General features: G+C 40.7%; 23 protein-coding genes. 20 read left to right on the top strand and 3 right to left on the bottom strand.

Going from position 1 to position 21,491, the window contains the following annotated elements:
- Positions 1-4 precede the first annotated feature (4 nt).
- The 10 genes from ACO6FI_RS09435 (at position 5) to ACO6FI_RS09390 (ending at position 7,566) form a co-directional block, all read left to right on the top strand.
- The gene (locus ACO6FI_RS09435) at positions 5-307 is read left to right on the top strand and encodes an urease subunit gamma (protein WP_009444897.1); all 303 of its coding nucleotides are present in this window, start codon (positions 5-7) and stop codon (positions 305-307) included.
- 8 nt (positions 308-315) lie between these two features.
- On the top strand, positions 316-633 hold the full coding sequence (locus ACO6FI_RS09430; RefSeq protein WP_485457117.1) for an urease subunit beta: 318 nt from the start codon (positions 316-318) through the stop codon (positions 631-633).
- Positions 634-646: 13 nt separating this feature from the next.
- Positions 647-2,368 (top strand): urease subunit alpha, encoded by a 1,722-nt coding sequence (gene ureC, locus ACO6FI_RS09425; protein WP_485457116.1) that lies wholly within the window; start codon positions 647-649, stop codon positions 2,366-2,368.
- Between the two features lie 77 nt (positions 2,369-2,445).
- Positions 2,446-2,886 carry an urease accessory protein UreE gene (locus tag ACO6FI_RS09420; RefSeq protein WP_485457115.1) on the top strand — a complete coding sequence of 147 codons (441 nt, stop codon included), beginning with the start codon at positions 2,446-2,448 and terminating at the stop codon, positions 2,884-2,886.
- Positions 2,883-3,596, top strand: a complete 714-nt coding sequence (locus ACO6FI_RS09415) for an urease accessory protein UreF (RefSeq protein WP_485457114.1) — start codon at positions 2,883-2,885, stop codon at positions 3,594-3,596. The genes ACO6FI_RS09420 and ACO6FI_RS09415 overlap by 4 nt, the downstream gene beginning before the upstream one ends.
- A 14-nt stretch (positions 3,597-3,610) precedes the next feature.
- Positions 3,611-4,225 carry an urease accessory protein UreG gene (ureG, locus tag ACO6FI_RS09410; RefSeq protein ID WP_124950669.1) on the top strand — a complete coding sequence of 205 codons (615 nt, stop codon included), beginning with the start codon at positions 3,611-3,613 and terminating at the stop codon, positions 4,223-4,225.
- Positions 4,226-5,059 (top strand): urease accessory protein UreD, encoded by an 834-nt coding sequence (locus ACO6FI_RS09405; protein ID WP_485457113.1) that lies wholly within the window; start codon positions 4,226-4,228, stop codon positions 5,057-5,059.
- 11 nt (positions 5,060-5,070) lie between these two features.
- Positions 5,071-6,063 (top strand): cobalt transporter CbiM, encoded by a 993-nt coding sequence (gene cbiM, locus ACO6FI_RS09400; protein ID WP_485457112.1) that lies wholly within the window; start codon positions 5,071-5,073, stop codon positions 6,061-6,063.
- Complete coding sequence (locus tag ACO6FI_RS09395) at positions 6,041-6,844, top strand: energy-coupling factor transporter transmembrane component T (RefSeq protein WP_485457111.1); 804 nt, start codon at positions 6,041-6,043, stop codon at positions 6,842-6,844. Before cbiM ends, ACO6FI_RS09395 begins: the two co-directional genes overlap by 23 nt.
- Positions 6,841-7,566, top strand: coding sequence for an energy-coupling factor ABC transporter ATP-binding protein (locus ACO6FI_RS09390; protein WP_485457110.1), 726 nt, complete (start codon positions 6,841-6,843; stop codon positions 7,564-7,566). Before ACO6FI_RS09395 ends, ACO6FI_RS09390 begins: the two co-directional genes overlap by 4 nt.
- 251 nt (positions 7,567-7,817) lie before the next feature.
- Here ACO6FI_RS09390 and ACO6FI_RS09385 read toward each other — a convergent pair whose 3' ends face one another.
- From ACO6FI_RS09385 to ACO6FI_RS09375, 3 genes are all read right to left on the bottom strand, one after another.
- The gene (locus ACO6FI_RS09385; RefSeq protein ID WP_485457109.1) at positions 7,818-9,518 is read right to left on the bottom strand and encodes a vWA domain-containing protein; all 1,701 of its coding nucleotides are present in this window, start codon (positions 9,516-9,518) and stop codon (positions 7,818-7,820) included.
- Positions 9,515-10,432 carry an AAA family ATPase gene (locus tag ACO6FI_RS09380; protein WP_485457108.1) on the bottom strand — a complete coding sequence of 306 codons (918 nt, stop codon included), beginning with the start codon at positions 10,430-10,432 and terminating at the stop codon, positions 9,515-9,517. Before ACO6FI_RS09380 ends, ACO6FI_RS09385 begins: the two co-directional genes overlap by 4 nt.
- Before the next feature lie 79 nt (positions 10,433-10,511).
- On the bottom strand, positions 10,512-12,047 hold the full coding sequence (locus ACO6FI_RS09375) for a carbon starvation CstA family protein (RefSeq protein WP_485457107.1): 1,536 nt from the start codon (positions 12,045-12,047) through the stop codon (positions 10,512-10,514).
- A 455-nt stretch (positions 12,048-12,502) separates the two neighbouring features.
- Between ACO6FI_RS09375 and ACO6FI_RS09370 the strand changes: the two genes are divergently transcribed.
- From ACO6FI_RS09370 to accD, 10 genes are all read left to right on the top strand, one after another.
- Positions 12,503-13,444: a beta-ketoacyl-ACP synthase III gene (locus tag ACO6FI_RS09370; protein ID WP_485457106.1), complete on the top strand. Its 942-nt coding sequence runs from the start codon at positions 12,503-12,505 to the stop codon at positions 13,442-13,444.
- Between the two features lie 62 nt (positions 13,445-13,506).
- Entirely contained in the window at positions 13,507-13,743 is a 237-nt protein-coding gene (gene acpP / locus ACO6FI_RS09365; RefSeq protein ID WP_298055037.1) for an acyl carrier protein, read from the top strand.
- A 54-nt stretch (positions 13,744-13,797) separates the two neighbouring features.
- Complete coding sequence (gene fabK, locus ACO6FI_RS09360; protein WP_298055039.1) at positions 13,798-14,736, top strand: enoyl-[acyl-carrier-protein] reductase FabK; 939 nt, start codon at positions 13,798-13,800, stop codon at positions 14,734-14,736.
- 3 nt (positions 14,737-14,739) lie between these two features.
- The gene (gene fabD, locus ACO6FI_RS09355; RefSeq protein ID WP_485457105.1) at positions 14,740-15,657 is read left to right on the top strand and encodes an ACP S-malonyltransferase; all 918 of its coding nucleotides are present in this window, start codon (positions 14,740-14,742) and stop codon (positions 15,655-15,657) included.
- Positions 15,654-16,400 (top strand): 3-oxoacyl-[acyl-carrier-protein] reductase, encoded by a 747-nt coding sequence (gene fabG, locus ACO6FI_RS09350; protein ID WP_485457104.1) that lies wholly within the window; start codon positions 15,654-15,656, stop codon positions 16,398-16,400. Before fabD ends, fabG begins: the two co-directional genes overlap by 4 nt.
- 11 nt (positions 16,401-16,411) lie before the next feature.
- Positions 16,412-17,647: a beta-ketoacyl-ACP synthase II gene (gene fabF, locus ACO6FI_RS09345; RefSeq protein ID WP_485457103.1), complete on the top strand. Its 1,236-nt coding sequence runs from the start codon at positions 16,412-16,414 to the stop codon at positions 17,645-17,647.
- Positions 17,648-17,651: 4 nt separating this feature from the next.
- Positions 17,652-18,086 (top strand): acetyl-CoA carboxylase biotin carboxyl carrier protein, encoded by a 435-nt coding sequence (gene accB / locus ACO6FI_RS09340; protein ID WP_485457102.1) that lies wholly within the window; start codon positions 17,652-17,654, stop codon positions 18,084-18,086.
- A gap of 5 nt (positions 18,087-18,091) precedes the next feature.
- Entirely contained in the window at positions 18,092-18,517 is a 426-nt protein-coding gene (gene fabZ, locus ACO6FI_RS09335) for a 3-hydroxyacyl-ACP dehydratase FabZ (protein WP_124950699.1), read from the top strand.
- The gene (locus ACO6FI_RS09330; protein ID WP_485457101.1) at positions 18,518-19,864 is read left to right on the top strand and encodes an acetyl-CoA carboxylase biotin carboxylase subunit; all 1,347 of its coding nucleotides are present in this window, start codon (positions 18,518-18,520) and stop codon (positions 19,862-19,864) included. It begins immediately after the preceding gene.
- 21 nt (positions 19,865-19,885) lie between these two features.
- The coding region (gene accD, locus ACO6FI_RS09325; protein ID WP_485457100.1) for an acetyl-CoA carboxylase, carboxyltransferase subunit beta at positions 19,886-21,491 on the top strand (1,606 nt) is incomplete at its 3' end.

Below are 21,491 nucleotides of genomic sequence, written 5' to 3'. Positions count from 1 at the left end.
TGTTATGCAGTTGACTGAACGTGAGCAGGAAAAGATGATTGTTAGTCTTGCCGCTATGATTGCGCAAAGAAGAAAAGATAAGGGTTTGAAGTTAAATCACCCTGAGAGTGTCGCAATTATTACAGATTATATTTTGGAAGGCGCAAGAGAAGGTAAGAGTGTAGCGGATCTTATGAACGAGGGTGCAAAGGTGCTTACCAGAGATGATGTAATGGAAGGTGTACCTGAGATGATTCATATGATTCAAGTAGAAGCAACATTTGTGGACGGTACGAAGCTTGTTACCATCCATGATCCGATCAGATAGGAGTAGATATGATTCCGGGAGAGTATATTTTAAAAAAAGAGCCTGTTGATTACAATGCAGGTTATGAGGCAATTAAAATAAAAGTAAAAAATTTAGGTGACAGAGCGGTTCAGGTGGGTTCACATTTCCATTTCTATGAGGCAAATGAGGAAGGATTACAGTTCGACCGTGAAAAGGCATATGGCAAGAGGCTTGATATTGCGGCAGGTACGGCAATTCGTTTTGAGCCGGGCGAGGAAAGAGAAGTATCTTTGATTGACTTCGGCGGAAAGAGAAGAATCTTCGGTTTTAACAATAAGGTTAATGATTATTTAGATAGGAAATAGTAAGGAGATACATATGAGTTTTAAAATGGATCGAAAAGCCTATGCTTCACTGTACGGACCTACTGTAGGAGACAGTGTAAGACTGGGTGATACCAATCTTTTTGCCTGTATTGAAAAAGATTATACTGTATACGGACAGGAGAGCATCTTCGGAGGCGGTAAGGTACTTAGAGACGGAATGGGTGTCAATGCCACAGAGACAAGAAGAGATAATCCGAAGGTAGCTGATACCATTATCTCAGGTATCACTATAATTGATTATACCGGAGTTTATAAGGCTGATATCGGTATACGTGACGGAAAGATTTTAGCCATAGGTAAGGGCGGAAACCCTGACAATATGGACGATATAGATTTTGTTGTAGGTGCTTCTACAGAGGCTATTGCAGGTGAGGGACTTATAGTAACAGCCGGAGGTATTGACCTTCATGTTCACTATATTTCACCGGGACTTGCTCATGCGGCACTTGACAACGGTATAACAACACTTTTCGGCGGAGGAACAGGACCTGCCGACGGTTCAAACTCCGCTACTACAACACCGGGTGCATTCCATATTCATCGTATGTTGCAGGCAACCGATAATGAACCTTTAAACTTCGGCTTCCTTGCAAAAGGAAACGGTGCTGTAGTTGATACTGTAGGCGAGCAGATAGAGGCAGGTGCTGCAGGTATAAAGACTCACGAGGACTGGGGTGCTACAGCGGCAGCTATCGACAATGCGCTGAAGGCTGCAGACAAGTATGATGTACAGCTTGCTGTACATACCGACTCTTTAAATGAGGGCGGCTTTGTAAACAATACCATCAATGCTTTTGCAGGTCGTACAGTGCATGCATTCCACTCGGAGGGTGCCGGCGGCGGACATGCTCCTGATATCATGGTGGTAACAGGACAAAATAACGTGCTTTCATCTTCAACAAACCCTACAGATCCATATACTACAAATGTTGTGGACGAGCTTTTTGATATGACAATGGTTTGTCACCATCTTGACCCTAAGGTGCCTGAGGATGTTGCCTTTGCAGAGTCACGTGTAAGAAAGCAGACCATTGCGGCTGAGGACGTACTTCAGGATATGGGTGCAATCAGCGTAATGACAAGTGATGCTATGGCAATGGGACGTGTAGGCGAGGTTGCTATGAGATGTTGGCAGCTTGCAGATAAGATGAAGATGCAAAGAGGACCGCTTGCAGGAGACAGCGAGTACAATGACAACAACCGTATCAAGAGATATGTAGCAAAGTACACAATCAATCCTGCTATTGTAAACGGTATTTCAGAGTATATCGGTTCTGTAGAAGTCGGAAAGTATGCGGACCTTGTTATCTGGGAGCCTTCAAGATTCGGTACAAAGCCTAAGATGGTTTTAAAGGCCGGAGTTATAAGCTACGGTATAATGGGTGACGCATCATCTTCACTTCCTACTCCTGAGCCGAGACTTATGAAGGATCTTTACGGAGGTTTGGGTAAATCTTGCGGAAAGTCAAATATCGCCTTTGTATCGGCATATGCATATGAACACGGTATTAAGGAAAGACTTGGACTTGATAAGATCGTACTTCCGGTAAAGAATACCAGAAATCTTACAAAGAGAGATATGAAATGGAATGATTATACTCCTAAGACTATCAAGATTGATCCACAGAGCTTCGTGGTTACTATTGACGGTGAGGAGATTACTTGTGAACCTGTAGAGAGAATTTCTTTGGCTCAGAGATATTATTTATTCTAATATAATTTATTACTTTGGAGAGTAGACAAAAAAGCATTCACTTTTATCTACTCTCCTTTGTCATAAAAGGGGTATATATGATTTTTACAAAGATAGACGGAAATATAAAGGAAAGAGAAGACCTCGGTCATGTACATGTAGAGACTGCAATGGTAAAAAGTGACGACCTTGCAAAGAGTATCCTTCGTGTAAAGAGTGACCACCACAATGAATACGGCATCAGACTTGAAGAGGGAAAACTTGAAAACGGATCCTTATTTTTTATAGATGACCACCATGTATTGGTACTGAATGTCATTCCTGAGGAGATGATAGTTATTACTCCTAAGGATATGGACGACTGCGGTATCATTGCACATATGCTTGGAAATATGCATAAGCCCATCAAGGTAAAGGGCGGAAAGATTTCACTGCTTTATGACCCTGTGGTTGCAAAGAATCTGGAGAAGTCTAATGTAGAGTTTAAGGTGGAAGAAATTCAGCTTGAAGAATCTCTTCGATATGTTGATTTGTCATGAACAAAAGGGAATTAAATATTGATAAACTGAGTCTTTTGGAAGTATTTCAGGTATGTGACTCCACATTTCCTATCGGTACTTTCAACCATTCTTTCGGAATGGAAAATTATCTTAGTGACAGAAGAATAAAAAAAGCACCTGAGTTTGAAATCTGGTTTAAGAACTATTTTGACAATCAGTTTAAGTACAGTGAAGGTCTGCTTATTTTACTATGTATGCAGGCACTTAAAGAGGGTGATTTTGAAAAGATTTGTAAGTACGACAAGGTTATCACCATGTCAACACTTGCAACGGAAACCAGAAACGGTACAAAGCTTATTGCAAAGCAGATGATAAGGCTTCTTAAGGGAATGTACGGCGATATAAAAATGCTTGTCAGGTATGAAGAAGAGATAAAAGGAAAAGAGTGTTTCGGAAGCCCCGCAATTGTATTTTCCATGTTTGCATTTGAAAAGGGGATAGATGTTGAAGATGCCTTTATTCTTTACGGCTACAGCATTGCCTCCACTATGGTTCAAAATGCAGTCCGTGCAATTCCTTTAGGACAGATGGAAGGACAGATTATTTTACATAATATCAGTGAGAGACTTTTTTCTATATATGAGAAGATTAAAGATTTGGATGAGGAGTATCTGGGCGCAAGTATGATAGGTATAGAGCTTGCACAGATCAGACATGAAAGCCAGGAGTCAAGGCTTTTTATGTCGTAGTAGAAAGGTGAATTATGAAGAGAGCGATTCGTATAGGTGTCGGTGGACCGGTAGGTTCGGGAAAGACACTTTTGATAGAGAGACTTACTCGCCATATGGCGAATGACTACAGCATTGCTGTAATTACAAATGATATTTATACAAAGGAAGATGCACAGTTTATGGTGGCAAATTCCGTACTGCCCGAGGATAGAATAATAGGTGTGGAAACAGGCGGTTGCCCACATACGGCTATCAGAGAAGACGCATCTATGAATCTGGCGGCTATTGACGAGCTTGAAGAGAGATTTCCGGGAGAACTTGACCTTATTTTCTTAGAGAGCGGCGGAGATAATCTGGCGGCTACATTTAGCCCTGAGCTTGTGGATTTTTCAATATATATTATTGATGTGGCTGAAGGAGAAAAGATTCCAAGGAAAGCCGGACAGGGAATGATAAAGTCGGATCTTTTTATTATCAATAAGATTGACCTTGCGCCATATGTCGGAGCGGATCTTAACAGAATGAAGACGGACTCCGAAAAATTCCGTGAGAGCGGTACTTTCCTTTTCACAAATCTAAAGACTGATGAAGGCTTGTCAGGTGTTATTGACTGGATAAAAAAAGATGTTTTACTGGAAGGGTTATAAATGAACAGATCCTATGACGGAGTAAGTGATATCGCCTTTGAAAAGCGCGGTGACAGGACGGTTCTTACCAATCGCTATAGAAGCGGTAACTCAAGGATTTCCGCACTGATTCCAACAGAAGATGACACTCCTTTGTACTTTTTGGTGGCTACCGGCGGAGGATTTATAGAGGGCGAAAAATATTATAATATTGCGACGCTTGAAAAGGATGCCCATGCGATATTGACCACTCAGACACCGAATTATATATACAAATGTCCAAACGGTAAAACCACATCTCAGTTAAATGAGGTTATGGTAAAGGAAAATGCCTTTCTTGAGTACTATATTGATGAGGTTATTCCATATGAGGATGCCATATATTATCAAAAGACATTTGCGGATATCAAAAAGGGAGGAAGTCTTATACTGACAGACGGATTGACTGCAGGCTGGTCAAAGAGCGATACACCTTTTTTGTACAATAAAGTGGATTTAAAGACAAAGATTTTATATGATAATGAGCTTGTATTTAATGACTATCTGATAGTAGCTCCGAGAGAAGAGGATATGGGTGAACTTGGACTTTTTGAGGGCTACACCAATTTTAATTCGGCTGTAATCATTGACGAAAATTTTTGTACAGATTGGATAAAAAGAAGTAAAGAGGCGCTTAATACAAAAGAGTTTGAAGGAATCTACGGTATTACCGCCTTGGAAAAATATGGTTTTGTGCTTCGAATTTTGGGCAGGAGCAGCCACAATAATCTGGGAATTATGTGGGACTTTATAAACTTTTATCGTGAAGAGATAAGAGGATTGAAACATTTGGAACTTAGAAAAAATCAAAGATAGATCGGAGAAATATGCATATACCTGATAATTATCTGGGACCGGCTACCTGTGCGGCTTTAAGTGTAGTATCCTTGCCGCCTTTGGCCGTATCCGTGTCTAAAGTAAGACTTGAGCTTAAGGAAAACAGAGAGCTTGCGCCGATGCTTGGAGTGGGTGCTTCTCTTTCATTCCTTATGATGATGTTTAATGTACCTATACCCGGAGGTACAACGGCACATGCCATCGGAGGCGTGCTTTTAGCCGTATTGATGGGACCTTATGCCGCAAGCCTTTGTGTAAGTGTGGCGCTTATACTTCAAGCCTTTTTGTTCGGTGACGGCGGAATACTCTCGCTTGGTGCCAATATCTTCAATATGGCAATCCTTATGCCTTTTAGCGGATACGCAATCTATGATCTTTTCAGAAAAAGAGGACATAGCTACATCGGAGCGGGAGCAGGTGCATTCATCGGTATCAATATAGCGGCATTATTTACCGCAATAGAACTTGGTATACAGCCGATAATAGCAACAAGTAACGGATTGCCGCTTTATAATCCTTATCCGCTTTCGGTTACAATACCTGCAATGCTTATTCCGCATATGGCTATAGCAGGTTGGGTGGAAGTATTTTTCACCGTGGTAATTTATCGCTTTGTAAATATTGCCTCTCCGGATGCAATATATAATGAAAAGAGTGTAAGTAAGAGCCTGATAGGAAAGCTCTACGGGCTTATATTATTTCTTGTAATTATCACACCTATAGGACTTATAGCATCAGGAACCGCATTTGGAGAATGGTCGGGAGAGGAGTTGCTTGAAAAGCTTCAATCTTCAAATACCATGTCTGCATTGCCTACAGGAATGGAGAACGGAATCTCATTTAACTCATTATTCACAGACTATGAGATACCGGGTATAAATGTAGGTATCGGATATGTGCTCAGTGCGGTGACGGCGGTACTTTTATTTTTTATAGTTGCAAAACTGATAGGAAGTATGTATGACAAATCAGACATTGCCTGATTGGATGATGAGAGAAGAAATAACAGAAGACAGATTTGAAGTTAAAAACAGTTTTCTTCAAAGAAATCTCTCAACTGTTATTTCTCTTTTATCATATTTAAAGATTGAAGACAGAAAGAAATATAACGACAGTCCGGTTATAAGAATCTGTGAATTACTGATATTGCTGGTACTTATTTACAACAGTAAAAGCATAGTATTTTTGTGGACTGTCGGAATCTTTTTCTTGGCTGAGATTGCATTTTTTGGCGGTAGAGAAATAAGGTCTATTGTAAGAAAACTTATAAGGCTTATTATTTTTACCGCTGTTATTTTATTGCCGAGCTATTTGCTTCATCCGAGTATTCATCCGGCTTTTTTTCTTATAAGAACCGTGCTTTTGCTCTTAAACCTCTCGGTATTTTTGACAAAGACCTCATGGAGTGATTTTATAGAAGGACTTAGAGGTCTATATCTTCCTGAGGAGATAGTTATGATATTTGATATAGCAATCAAATATTTTTATATTCTCGGGAATCATATAAGGAATATACTCTATGCTGTCAGGATAAGAAGTGTAGGAGGGGGAGTTTCAAAAAAACTTACAGGTGCAATCTTAGGTCAGGTATATCTTATAAGCAAGGAGCATATGAAGAGTCTTTATGAAGCTATGCTGCTTAGAGGATACGGGAATAAGGTCAAAGTAAGTAAAAGATTGAAGTTAAATAAATCCGACATATTGCATATAGGAGTTTGTATATTGTTTATAGTTTTATTTTTTATATTGAAAGGACATATATGATTCATATTGAAAACGGAAAATATATTTATGAGAATCAAATAGGGATGGATCATATAAACCTTGATATAAAAAGAGGAGAAGGCGTATCCATAATGGGTCCGAACGGAGCCGGGAAATCCACTTTACTTAAGATTATTGTAGGACTTTTTGCCCTTACTGAGGGCAAATATACATTTAACGGAGAAGATATAAATAAGGCATATATAAAAGACTTAAAAAAAGTATCAAATCTCTACAAAAAAGTAGGGTTTGTATTTCAAAACAGCGATGTGCAGCTTTTCAATTTTTCAGTCTATGAGGAACTTGCCTTCGGGGTGAGGCAGCTGTGTTTACCTGAGCCCGAGGTTGAAAAAAGAGTGGAAGATTGCTTAAAACTCTTACAGATAGAACATCTGAAAAACAGGGTACCTTATCAATTATCAGGCGGTGAGAAAAAACTTGTGGCTATCGGGTCGGTGCTTACTATGAATCCGGAGGTGATAATACTTGACGAGCCTTTTAACGGACTTTCACCAAAGTATGTGGAGCTTATAAAGGAAGTTTTATATTCTTTAAAAAAGGCGGGAAAGACACTGATAATTACCAGCCACCACTTCAATCAGGTAAGCGATTTGGTGGACAATTTGTATCTTTTTGGCGAAGAGCATACCATTAAGAAAAGAATAGAAAAGCATGAGTGGGACAATCTGCCTACATTTATGGAGTTTTTGGATAATGTATAGGAGGGCGCTACGCAGCTATTGACAACTGATATATAAGATGTACAATGAATTTAAATAAAAGCTTCGTGAAAGTTTTATGTGGGGTATAAGGAGGAATCTTATGGATATGCAGTTGTTTTGGGATATTGTGGCAATAGCTATAAATATAGGAGTTTGGGTTGCCCTTGGACTTTTTATAAGGTGGTTGATATTAAAAATTAAAAAGTAAGTATGCAAAAGAGTAGTTTGCCTGTTTTGACAAACTACTCTTATTACATTCTTCTTATTTCCGCCTGTAGCATATTTCCGACCAAAGACGCAAAGTTATCAAGTGATTTTACTTTTACAAAACTTCTGCCGAATATTTTTTGTACATTAGGAAGGTCTGCATTATCTCCGGTAAAGGCACATAGCACATATATGTTTTCAAGTTTTGCTTTATGTACAAGCTCAGTCATATCCTCAACAGCAATATCACCGCTGTAATTTCTTGATTTGCCCTTTACTTCAAGCATATCATTCGGCTTGATATCTGTAAGCCATATCACAACTCTATGTGAAGCGGTATTTTTCTTCATCTGCTCAATCAGTGCATTTAGAGCAAGTCCGTCTCTGTTTGCACCTGTGGTAAAGAATCTGAAAATCTCATTATTTTTTGAGGTCTCATTATAATCTCTGTACAGATTCATTACAGTGTATCCGTTCATTGAAGAATACCCCCAAACCCTTACCTGAACATGGCAGTTATCAAGAGCTTTGGCGATGATATAGCCCTGTGCGGAAACTGTATCCATACGATGTATCTGTGAGGCGGAGGCATCAAGTAAAATATCTACAGAAATATTACCGCTGCCTTCCGCCACCTGTTTTTCAAAAATTTTATTATTGTTAAGATACAGAGCCTTCCAGACAAGAGAAGGATTTAACTTGCCGGTTTTTGAATAAACAGCAGCAGGTTCAAGTTGTGTAAGCAGTGCGTTCTTTATGCGATTTGTAAGCTCCAGTATAGCCGCATTATTACTCCCTATATTGTCAAAGAAGAATTCTTCATTTTTCTTATACTGCTTTTTCATTTCCGTTCGCATCTTTGCGGCAAATCCGGTTACTTTTTCTTCACTCTCACCTCTTGTAAAAAATATTCTGGTACCTGTGTGGTTGCCTACACAGCACTCTCTTTGTATTTTTTCAGAGGTTTTATCATCATAGATGGATTTGCCGAAATAGCTGCTGATATATTTTCTTAAGCCTTCCTCCGTAACTCTGTTAAATTTTTCCGAGTCGGTTTCAAATGCAGAGGCATCTGCACCTCCCTGATTTTCAACATAACCAAGTACCAGTTTGGTCGCGCCTGATACTTCGTTTGATACGCCTGCCTTTTTGCCGAAGAAGAGTCTTGGTATAGGAACTTTGAATCTGTGTTTTTGAAACCTTGCAGATACTCTGGGAAGGTAGGTAAAATATTTTGCAAGAGTACCTGAAAGGCTCTTTATAAACCCTTCAGTATCCACATCCGCACCGATTTCAACTTCAGATAAGAGCTTTCTGTCCACCATATCGGGCAGTCCGCTGTCCTCACCGATTGAGATTCTATAGTGGCCTTCAAGTATCCAACCCTCCCTGCTCTCCGCAATACTTGGCATAAATTCCTTAAGCTTTTGCCTGCAATACTCTTTTCTAAGGAGCAACAGACTCGGTCTTAAATTCTTTTCCTTTTCAAAGGTGGCGTTTTCAAGTGCAATCCAAAATAATGTCTCATAGGTTCCCTGACCTATGGTTTCATGGAAAGTATTATAAAACTCCTTTAACCTTTTCCAGTCAAAATGTGCATAGCTGCTGCCAAGTATGGTATTCCAATAAAGATCGGCTCTTGCCTCATTATCATACATACGAAAGCCTATGGAAACATTATAATTACCTGCGGCATTCCAAATCATATTTGCGGCTCTCTTTTTTTCAAACTCTGTCAAGATCATGAAAAAACACTCTCCCCGGGAAGGCTTTCAGGCAATCTGGCACTTACAATATCAAGTACAAGCTGTCTTTCATACTCATCAAAGCATTTATTTATAAGTCCCATTTGTAAAGCCTTTGTAACTCCAAGTCCTTTTTTCATCATTCCTATGCAGGAGATAAGGCCTCTGAGATCAAGACTTCTTGTAGAAATTTCACCACCCTCACATTTTTTCCTTATCTCATCAAAAAGAGTGGCAAATTGTGAAATATATTCAGGCTTTAGAGTAGGATATTTGTCCTTTATAAGCTTTTGTAAATTCTCTTCCGATATAACAGGCATATGCAGTACCATAAATCTGGATGCAAGTGCTTCATTCATCTCCCTTGTTCCGGCATATCCGTAGTTCATAGTACCGATAAATCTTGTAGCCTCATGTAGATTGATTCTGTCGTATCCCGGTAAATCAACGGTTCGTCTAAAGTCAAGCACTGCATGAAGCACAGCAAGTGATTCATTCTTTGCCATATTTATTTCATCAAGTACACCGAAACCTCCTTTTACGGCACAGTTTAATATAGGTCCTTTTCTAAGCTTTACCTCTCCGTTTTCAAAGGTGTCAGAACCTATAAGAGATGATGCATCAGTATTGATATATAGTGATATATCCCATTGCGGTCTTGCAAATGCCGTTGCAAGATTCTGAGCCAATACATTCTTACCTGTAGCTTTAGGACCGTCAAGCAGGATATTTTCACCTGCTATTATAGCTGTGGCGGCTTCTTCCCAAATTTCTTTGCCATAGTAGAGATAGGAATCTTTAGGGATTCTCTTTTCATCTTCAGCTTCAAGTTTATAGAAGTTTCTGAATGAACTTATCTCTGAAATAATTTTATCTGATATATTTTCCTGTTTTAAAAATTCTAAAATTTCCATATTCCCTCTGTTTAATAAAATAATAAAAAACTCCCGAGACAGTATTATATTACAACTGCCTTGGGAGTAGCAAGTTTATTTATTTGTCTGCCGGGGTAGTACCGCCTTTTTTACCTCTCCAGATAACAAGCACTACATAAATTGCAGCAACAACTGCACCTCCGATATATGCAACGCCCCAACTTTGATCGAAGCCAAGTTTTGCATTCAATATATAGCAAGCACATATGTATGTGTAAAATGTACCGGGTATAAGAGTCATCCAAGCCCATTTTGCCTTGCCGTTTATCATTAGATAGATAGTTGCAGCAGCGAGTGGGAAGAGTGCCATTGTTTGGTTTGACCAAGCAAAGTATCTCCAAAGTGTGTTGAATCCTTTAGGGTCAAACTTAGACCAAACAAGGATTGCACCTACTATAACGAAAATAGGTACTGCAAGACTAAGCCTTCTTGCATTGTTATCCTGCTTGATATGGAATGTATCGGCAATTGTAAGTCTAAGTGCACGAAGTGCCGTATCTCCGGATGTGATAGGTAGGATGATAATACCGATAAGTGCTACAGCACCACCGACAGGACCAAGAGCATACCTACATACCACACCGACAACACTGGTAGGTAAGATCGCTACAAGCTCTCCACCTTTTTTAATCATATACTGCCATACACCGTCATTAAACTGCATTGTGATACCGCCGTTTTTAGCTGTGAATTGGATAAGAGCCATTGTACCGGCTGCCCAAACCATTGCGATAAATCCTTCGACAACCATCATATTGTAGAATGTCATACGACCGTCTTTTTCACTCTTTATTGTACGAGCCACTAAAGCTGTCTGTGATGAGTGGAATCCGGAAAGAATACCACAGGCTACGGTAACAAAGAAAATCGGGATAAAATGCCCTGCTTTAAAGTATGCACTGTAGTCAAAAGACTGTGTTGCCCAACTGCCCCAAACTTCTACCAGCGGGTAATGTAATATAACCATTGCACCGAATACTCCGATTGCTGAGAATACTAAGATTGCACCAAAGATCGGATAAACACGACCGATAATCTTATCAATCGGGAACACGGTTGCTACAAGGTAATAGGCGAAGATAGCTCCGTAAATAACCCATGTAGAAGTTTCAGTAGGAGCACCGCTGAAACCAAAGACCTGAGTCGCAGCTATATCACCTGGTGTATAAATAAATACAGTACCTACAAGCAAGAGCAATAAACATACAAACGCATCAAAAACCCAGAACACTGTTTTGCTTGTGTATTTGCGAACCATCTCCGGCATCTGAACACCGCCATCTCTGGTACAAATCATACCTGCATAGTAATCATGCACAGCACCGCCTATTACATTACCTATTGGTATGGTAAGAAGTGCGACAGGTCCGAACAGTATACCCTGGATAGGACCAAGAATAGGTCCTGTACCTGCAATGTTGAGTAGGTTAATAAGTGCATTTTTCCATGTTGGCATGGGAACATAGTCAACACCGTCCTGTTTTGCATAAGCCGGTGTTTCTCTGTCATCAGGCCTGAAAACATGGTCACAAAGCTTACCCATAAAAAATCCGCCGACGACTAGAATCACAAGGCCGATCATAAATGTTGCCATAGAAAATCCCTCTCTTTCTTTCTATGTTAAGTTTTTACACATCTAAAGTACTACATGTTAATAAAATTTTCAAGATTATTTTAATAAAAACAAGGAAAATACATTCTGAAAAATAGTGGTTTTGGTGGCCTAACTAAAGGGTTTTGGTTACAAATTTAAACCGTATTGAGGTTTGAGACAATACCTGTAATTCTTTGATTTATTCGGTATCGGAATAATTTAAAAATTAATAAAAACTAAATGATTAGCATATACTAACTATGCTATTATACGCATAACAATACTATTGTTTTTTATGAGGTACAATTTGAAAATCGGGGAAATTTAATAAACCTCTTGACAAAGACTTGCTACAAAATTAAAATACTTTGAGTATCAAAGTATTTTGATATTTAGGACAGAATATCCTATAAATTTACTACTTTGATGAAGTCTTACGAAAGGACTTATGAAAAATGGGAATAGCACTTGCAGGAACAGGCTCAAAGTTGCCGTCTAAGATTTTGACAAACGACGATCTTAGTAAAATGGTGGATACAAGTGATGAATGGATCAGTCAAAGGACAGGGATCAAGCAAAGACATATCATAGGTGAGAATGAAAACCTTGTAAGTCTTGCGTTTGAGGCCGGAAAGGAAGCACTTAAATCTGCAAATATCGAGGGTAAGGATTTGGGTCTGATAGTAGTTGGAACATCCACTCAAGATAAGAGACTTCCGAATACCGCATGTGAGTTACAACCGCTTTTGGGTGCAAGTGATTGTGCCTGTATGGATGTAAGCTCGGCTTGCTCAGGATTTATATATGCTCTAAGTATTGCATATTCCATGATGAGCACTCTTGATATTGAGTACGCTCTTGTAGCGGGAGGCGATGTACTCTCAAGAGAGATGGACTGGAGCGACAGAACCACCTGTGTACTTTTCGGTGACGGTGTGGGTGCTGCGGTACTGAAAAAATCGGATATTGAAGAGGGATTTTTGAGCTTTGATATAGGTGCGGACGGAAGTAAGGGATTTGCGCTGTATGACAACTCCTATGGTGATGAAAGATATATAAGGATGGACGGACAGGAAGTCTTTAAATTCACCATCAGAACCGTGCCTCACAGCATAGAAAATGCTATAAAAAAGGCCGGAGTTAATAAGGATGATATAGATTTATTCCTTTTACATCAGGCAAACTTAAGGATACTTGAGGCGGTATCAAAAAAACTTGATATTCCGCTTGAAAAGCTGCCGCATAACCTTCAAAGAACCGGAAACACTTCGGCAGGAAGCATACCTCTGTTACTTGATGAGGTGATGAAAAAGGGCATGGCAAAAAAAGGAGATTTGATTTTGCTTTGCGGATTCGGAGCAGGATTAACCTGGGGAACTTGTGTATTAAGATTGTAGTTATACAGGCTGCAACTTACTATAAAATAAAATAAGCATATTGCTAAAGAATGGAGAAAATTATGTCAGAGAAAATGAAATCAATTATTGCAGAGCAGTTAAATATCGACGCTTCAGAGATCACTTTGGAGTCAAACTTTAAGGATGATTTGAATGCAGATTCACTTGACCTTTTCGAGATGGTAATGGCACTTGAGGACAACTACGGTGTTGAGATACCTTCAGAGGATTTGGAGAAGCTTTTAACTGTAGGAGATGTAGTAAATTACCTTAAGGACAAGGGTGTAGACAATTTATAAAAAGTAGAGAAAAACGCCTGCGGGCGTTTTCTTAAAAAAGGGCAGAGGAAAGTAATGCAAACAGATATAACAAAGCTATTAGGTATAGAATATCCGATAATTCAAGGCGGTATGGCATGGGTTGCCGAACATCACCTTGCAGCGGCAGTAAGTGAGGCGGGCGGCTTAGGACTTATAGGTGGTGCCAATGCACCTGCAGAGGTTGTCAGAAACGAGATAAGAGAGGCAAGAAAGCTTACAAGTAAGCCTTTCGGTGTAAATGTAATGCTTATGTCACCACATGCTGAAGATATCGCTAAAGTAGTAGTGGAAGAAGGTATAAAAGTAGTTACTACCGGTGCCGGTTCTCCTGAAAAGTATATGAAGATGTGGAAAGAAGCCGGAATAGTGGTAATTCCTGTTGTAGCGAGTGTGGCACTTGCAAGAAGAATGGAAAGAACAGGAGCGGACGCCGTGGTTGCCGAAGGTACGGAGAGCGGCGGACATATCGGAGAAGCTACCACTATGACACTTGTACCGCAGGTTGTTGATGCGGTAAATATTCCTGTTATTGCGGCGGGAGGTATCGCGGACGGCAGAGGACTTGCGGCATCATTTATGCTTGGAGCCAAGGCCGTACAGATGGGTACAAGATTTGTGGTAGCCGATGAGTCTATAGTAAATGAAGCTTACAAGGACAGAATAATAGCGGCAAAGGATATAGATTCGGCTGTAACGGGCAGAAGCCACGGACATCCTGTCAGAAGCCTTAGAAATGCCATGACCAGAGAGTATTCAAAGCTTGAGGCCGAGGGCAAGAGCTTTGAGGAACTTGAGTATTTGACACTCGGTACACTAAGGAAAGCCGTTATGGAAGGCGATATAGTACACGGAACAGTTATGGCGGGACAGATAGCAGGTCTTGTAAGCAAGAAGCAAAGCGCAAAAGAAATCATTGATGAGATAATGAGTGAGGCAACTAATCTTTTAAAGAATGCAGGGAGCTTAGTATAAATTATGAAGATAGCATTTTTATTCCCGGGACAGGGAGCTCAAAAACAAAATATGGGCAAAAGTTTTTATGAAAATGATGCGGATTCAAGAGCAGTTTTTGATAGTGTAAAGACTGTAACGGGAATAGATGCATGTGATCTGATTTTCAAAGAAAATGATGAATTAAACAATACAAGATACACACAGATAGCTATGGTGGCTACAGGTATCGCCATGTTGAAAGCTGTCGAAAAAACAGGCCTTAAAGCGGATATATGTGCAGGATTAAGCCTTGGCGAATACGAGGCACTCTACCTTAGCGGTGCGATAAGTGCAAAAGATGCAATTGCTACAGTGGATAAAAGAGGACAGTATATGTCCGAGATAAAGGGCGGTGCCATGAGTGCCGTATTGTCTTTGGATAACGATACTATCAAGTCCATAGTGGACGATATAGACGGATGCTGGGTGGCAAATTATAACTGCCCGGGACAGACTGTAATATCAGGCACCAAGGAAGCTGTAGCGCTTACAGGTGAAAAATTAAAAGAAGCCGGAGCAAAGAGAGTATTGCCGCTTAAGGTAAGCGGAGCCTTTCACTCGGGACTGATGAAGGAAGCAGGAGAAAAACTTGCAAAGGTACTTGATGATATCACTATAAACGATATACAGATACCTTATGTGGCAAATGTGAATGCACAGATTGTTACAGATAAGAATGATATAAAGAAAAATCTTATAGATCAGGTGTCAGGAAGCGTACATCTTGAGCAGAGTATAAGAAAGATGATTGAATGGGGTGTGGATACCTTTGTAGAGATTGGCCCTGGCAAGACTATGGCAGGCTTTATAAAAAAGATTGATTCACAGGTAAAGATATTCAATATTGAAGAGTATGCGGATGTAGAGAATGTATGTAGTCGGATTTTGGAGGCAAGATGAAAAGGTTGGAAGGAAAGGTAGCTTTGGTTACAGGTGCAGGCAGAGGTATCGGAGCGGCTATAGCAAAAAAGTTGGCGGCTGACGGAGCACTTGTGTATGTAAACTACGCTTCATCAAGTGAGGCGGCAAAAAAAGTTGCAAAAGAGATAGAGGATAACGGCGGTAAGGCAAAAATCTGCCAATGTGATATATCGGATTATGACAGTACAAAACAGATGATTGAAAACATCATCGCACAAGAAGAAAAGATTGATATATTGGTAAACAACGCCGGAATTACAAAAGACAATTTGATGATGAGAATGAAACCTGAAGATTTTGATGTGGTAATAGCTACCAACTTAAAAGGTACATTTAACACTATGCAAGTTGTTTCAAAATATATGATTAAGAAAAGAGCCGGAAGAATAATAAATATTTCTTCCGTTAGCGGTGTGATGGGCAATGCCGGTCAGATAAACTATGCCGCATCAAAGGCGGGAGTCATCGGTATGACAAAGACTGCCGCAAGAGAGATGGCAAGCAGAAATATCACCGTAAATGCAATAGCACCGGGATATATAAAGACAGATATGACTGAGGCGATGACTGATGACGCCAAGTCAAAGATAAATGCAATCATCCCTTTGGGATATCAGGGTGAGGCAGAGGATATAGCAAATATGGCGGCATATTTGGCAGGAGAAGAAGGCAGATATATTACAGGTCAGGTCATCAAAATAGATGGCGGAATGAGCATGTAAATGAGGTGACTATGAGAAGAAGAGTTGTTATTACAGGTATGGGAGCCATCACTCCTATAGGTCTAAATGTAGCTGATTTTTGGGAGAATATCAAAAAGGGCGTACACGGTATAGGACCGATAACATATTTTGATACCACGGACTATAAGGCCAAGCTTGCAGCCGAGGTTAAGGGCTTTGATGCAAAGCAGTATATGGACCCGAAGTCCGCAAGAAGGATGGAGCAGTTTTCACAGTTTGCGGTAGCGGCTACCAAGGAAGCCATTGAAGACGCCAAGCTTGATATGGAAAAAGAAGACCCGTATATGGTGGGAGTGGCTGTAGGATCGGGAATAGGATCGCTTCAGTCTATGGAAAGAGAGTACACAAAACTCCTTGAAAAAGGACCGGGCAGAGTTGCTCCGCTTTTGGTACCGATGATGATTTCAAATATGGCGGCAGGAAATGTGGCCATTGCTTACGGTCTTAAGGGAAAGAATATAAATGTGGTAACTGCATGCGCTACAGGAACCAACTGTATAGGTGAGGCCTTCAGATCTATTCTTTACGGTGAGGCGGATGTAATGCTTGCAGGAGGTACGGAGAGTTCAATAACACCTATCGGTGTGGCCGGATTTACTTCTCTTACGGCACTGAATACTACAGATGATCCTGACAGAGCGTCAATACCTTTTGATAAGGACAGAAACGGATTTATTATGGGAGAGGGTGCAGGAGTTTTGGTTTTGGAAGAACTTGAGCATGCAAAGAAAAGAGGCGCACATATCTATGCCGAGATGGCGGGATACGGTGCAACCTGTGACGCTTTCCACATTACATCACCTGCAGAGGACGGCTCGGGAGCCGCAAAGGCTATGGAGCTTGCAATAAAGGATGCAGGAATATCTCCTGACGATATTGATTATGTAAATGCACACGGTACGGGAACACATCACAACGACTTGTTCGAGACAAAGGCTATAAAGAGCGCTTTAGGTGAGAATGCAAATAAAGTAGGAATAAGTTCAACAAAGTCAATGGTAGGTCACTTACTTGGTGCCGCCGGCGGTGTAGAGGCTATTGTATGTGTGAAGTCTATTGAAGACGGATTCATGCACAAGAATGTAGGGCTTATAAATAAAGATCCGGAGTGTGATCTTGACTTTTTGACAGAGCCGAGAGAATGTGAAGTAAATGCAACTATAAGCAATTCACTCGGTTTTGGCGGTCACAATGCAAGTATAGTTATTAAAAAATTCGTGGAGTAAACTTATGCAAATAGAAGAGATTATAAAGCTGATAGAGACTGTAAGTAAGAGCGATGTCGATACATTAAACTATGCTACCGATGCGGAGAAAATTGTTATAAAGAAGAATAAGACAAAACTTGTGGCGGGAGAAGTTCAGACCGTACCTGTAACACAGAGCGTAAGCTTTGAAGCTTCAAATACAGAGGAAGCCGTAAGTGCCAAAGGACATACAATTACTTCACCGCTTGTGGGTACTTTCTACAGTTCACCTTCACCTGACGCTCCGAGCTTTGTGAACGTGGGCGACAGAGTGAAAAAAGGTCAGGTAATAGGTATCATTGAAGCTATGAAGCTTATGAATGAGCTTGAGAGCGACTTTGACGGTGTTATAAAGGAAATTCTTGTAAAGGATGAGACTGTAGTTGAGTTCGGACAGCCTCTGTTTATATTGGAGTAGAGAATATGTTGGGAATTAAGGAAATTCAGGAGATTATACCTCACAGGCATCCTTTCTTGCTTATTGACTGTATCGAGGAGCTGGAGCCTGGCAAAAAAAGTGTAGGATATAAGAGCATTACATACAATGAGCCTCAGTTTTTGGGACATTTTCCGGAGGAACCTGTAATGCCCGGAGTACTTATGATAGAGGCACTTGCACAGACAGGTGCGGTGGCTATACTTTCAGTACCTGAAAATAAGGGCAAGACGGCTTATTTCGGAGCTATAAACTCTGCAAAGTTCAAGAGAAAGGTAGTTCCGGGAGATAAGTTAAAGCTTTCATGTGAAATAATCAGATCAAAAGGCAGAATTGGAATAGGAAAAGCTGTAGCAAGCGTAGACGGTGAGATTGCGGTAGAGGCTGAGCTTACATTCATCATTGGAGAATAAATGTTTAGAAAAGTATTGATAGCAAATAGAGGAGAGATTGCAGTCAGAATTATCAGAGCACTTAGAGAGATGGGTATTATAAGTGTGGCCGTATATTCTGAGGCGGATAGAGACAGCTTGCATACAATGCTGGCAGATGAGGCTATTTGTATAGGGCCTGCACCGGCATCTAAGAGCTATCTGGATATGGACAGGATACTCAGTGCGGCTGTGGCAACAGGTGCACAGGCAATTCATCCGGGATTCGGTTTTTTATCGGAGAATGAAAAGTTTGCAAGACTTTGCACCGAGGTGGGTATAAAGTTTATCGGACCGAAGTCCGAGACTATTGCAAAGCTTGGAGACAAGGCTGAGGCCAGAGCCACCATGCAAAAAGCGCGAATTCCTGTAATACCGGGAACAAACGGAAGTGTAAAAAATGTGGATGAAGCTCTGAAACTTGCAAAAAAGGTAGGCTTTCCGGTAATGATAAAGGCGGCTCTTGGCGGTGGCGGCAAGGGAATGAGAGTTTCAAAGAGCGAAGCGGATTTTGCCGAGAACTTTATGACTGCAAAGGCTGAGGCACTTAAGGGATTTTCAGACGACTCAATGTACATTGAAAAATATATTGAAAGACCGAGACATATAGAGTTCCAGATAATGGCGGACAGCTATGGCAATGTAATTCACCTGGGAGAGAGAGACTGCTCCATACAAAGAAGACATCAAAAGGTGCTTGAGGAAGCTCCCTCAGAGTTTCTTGACGATAAGTTAAGAGAGAAGATGGGAAAAGCCGCAGTAAGTGCAGCAAAGGCTGCAGGCTATGAAAATGCCGGAACCATTGAGTTTTTGGTGGATAAGCACAGAAACTTTTACTTTATGGAGATGAATACCAGAATACAGGTGGAGCATCCTGTAACCGAGTGGATTACAGGAATGGACCTTATCAAGGAGCAGATCAGAGTGGCGGCAGGTGAAAAGCTCTCGGTTTCTCAAAAGGATGTAAAAATAGACGGTCATGCCATTGAATGCAGAATAAATGCTGAAAACCCTAAGAAGAACTTTGCACCCTCTCCGGGAAGAATTACAAGTATGCATTTGCCGGGCGGTAACGGAGTGAGAGTGGATACACATATATATGAGGACTATATGATATCTCCGTTCTACGACTCAATGCTTTTAAAGCTGATAGTACACGGCAAAACAAGAGAAGAGGCTATTGCGAAGATGAGATCGGCACTTGGTGAGATTGTTATAGAGGGTGTGGATACAAATATCGACTTTAACTATGAGATAATAAACAACCACGATTTTATAAAGGGTGATATAGATACTTCATTTATAGAAAAACAGTTTAAGATGCAGTAATGAAAGTTTTGAGGTGTTGTCATGTTTAGAAATGTGTTCAAAAAGACATATGCAAAGATAGAACCCGGAAATGAAAAACTGGATATTCCTGAGGGCCTTTGGAGAAAGTGTAAGATCTGTAAGGAACCTATTTTTGCGGAGGATGTTAAGGCAAATTATTATACTTGTCCGAAATGCGGAGGGTATTTCAGAGTTCATGCATACAGAAGAATAGAAATGCTTGTGGATGACGGAAGTTTCATTGAGTGGAACAAGACAATGCCTGTATCAAACCCTTTGGATTTTCCGAACTATGAGCTTAAGCTTGAAGAAGAAAGAGTAAAAACAAAGCTTAATGAGGCGGTGGTAACCGGTGAGGCGACTATCGGCAATGTAAGAGTTGCAATAGCTGTATGTGATGCAAGATTTATGATGTCTTCTATGGGTCATGTGGTGGGTGAGAAGATAACATCCGCCATAGAAAAAGCCACACAGGAAAAGATTCCTATCATAATCTACTCATGTTCAGGCGGTGCCAGAATGCAGGAGGGTATGATTTCACTGATGCAGATGGCAAAGACTTCAGCCGCACTCAAAAAACATCATGAAGCCGGTCAGCTTTTTATAAGCTTCCTGACAGATCCTACAATGGGCGGAGTAAGTGCTTCATTTGCAATGCTTGGGGATATAATACTTGCGGAGCCTAAGGCGCTTATAGGTTTTGCGGGACCGAGAGTAATAGCACAGACTATCGGTACAAAGCTGCCGGAAGGATTCCAGAGTGCCGAGTTTTTGCTTGAGCATGGCTTTATAGATGCTATCGTGGAAAGAGCCGACCAAAGAAGTGTGTTAAAGAAGCTTTTAAGAGCACATACCTGCGGATTCAAAAAGGTGAAAAAGATGGAAGAGGTGGGCGACAATACAAAGATAGTTGACCACAAACAGCCTAAGGTGAAGCAGCCTAAGAGCGCATGGGACAGTGTAGTGCTTTCAAGAAGAGCGGATAGACCTACGGCAAAGGATTATATTGATAAATTGTTCGGATTCTTTATGGAACTTCACGGTGACAGACTTTCAGGTGATGACGGTGCGATCATAGGCGGAATAGCCAACTACAACGGTAAGCCTGTAATGGTGGTGGCACAGCAAAAGGGAAAGAATCTGAAAGAAAACAAGATAAGAAACTTCGGTATGCCGAATCCTTGCGGATATCGTAAGGCTCTAAGACTTATGAAACACGCCAATGACTTTGATATGCCGATTATCTGTTTTGTAGATACTCCGGGAGCGTTTTGCGGTATAGAAGCCGAGGAAAAAGGTCAGGCTGAAGCGATTGCAAGGGTGCTGTTTGAAATGAGCGATATGAGAGTACCTATCCTTTCCGTAGTAATCGGAGAGGGCGGTTCAGGCGGAGCTTTGGCACTTGCAGTGGCAAATGAAGTCTGGATGCTTGAGCATTCCATATATTCAATACTTTCACCTGAGGGCTTTGCATCAATACTTTATAAGGATGCAAAGAAGAATAAAGAGGCTGCCGAGGTAATGAAAATCACTGCAAAAGAGTTAAAAGAACTCGGAGTTGTAGACAGGGTTATAAAAGAAAATATTCCTTTGACAATAGATACAATAGATGATGTTGTAGACGAGC

The sequence above is a fragment of the Lachnoanaerobaculum sp. genome, assembly GCF_057250505.1.
This window is presented reverse-complemented; position numbering and strand designations above follow the sequence as displayed.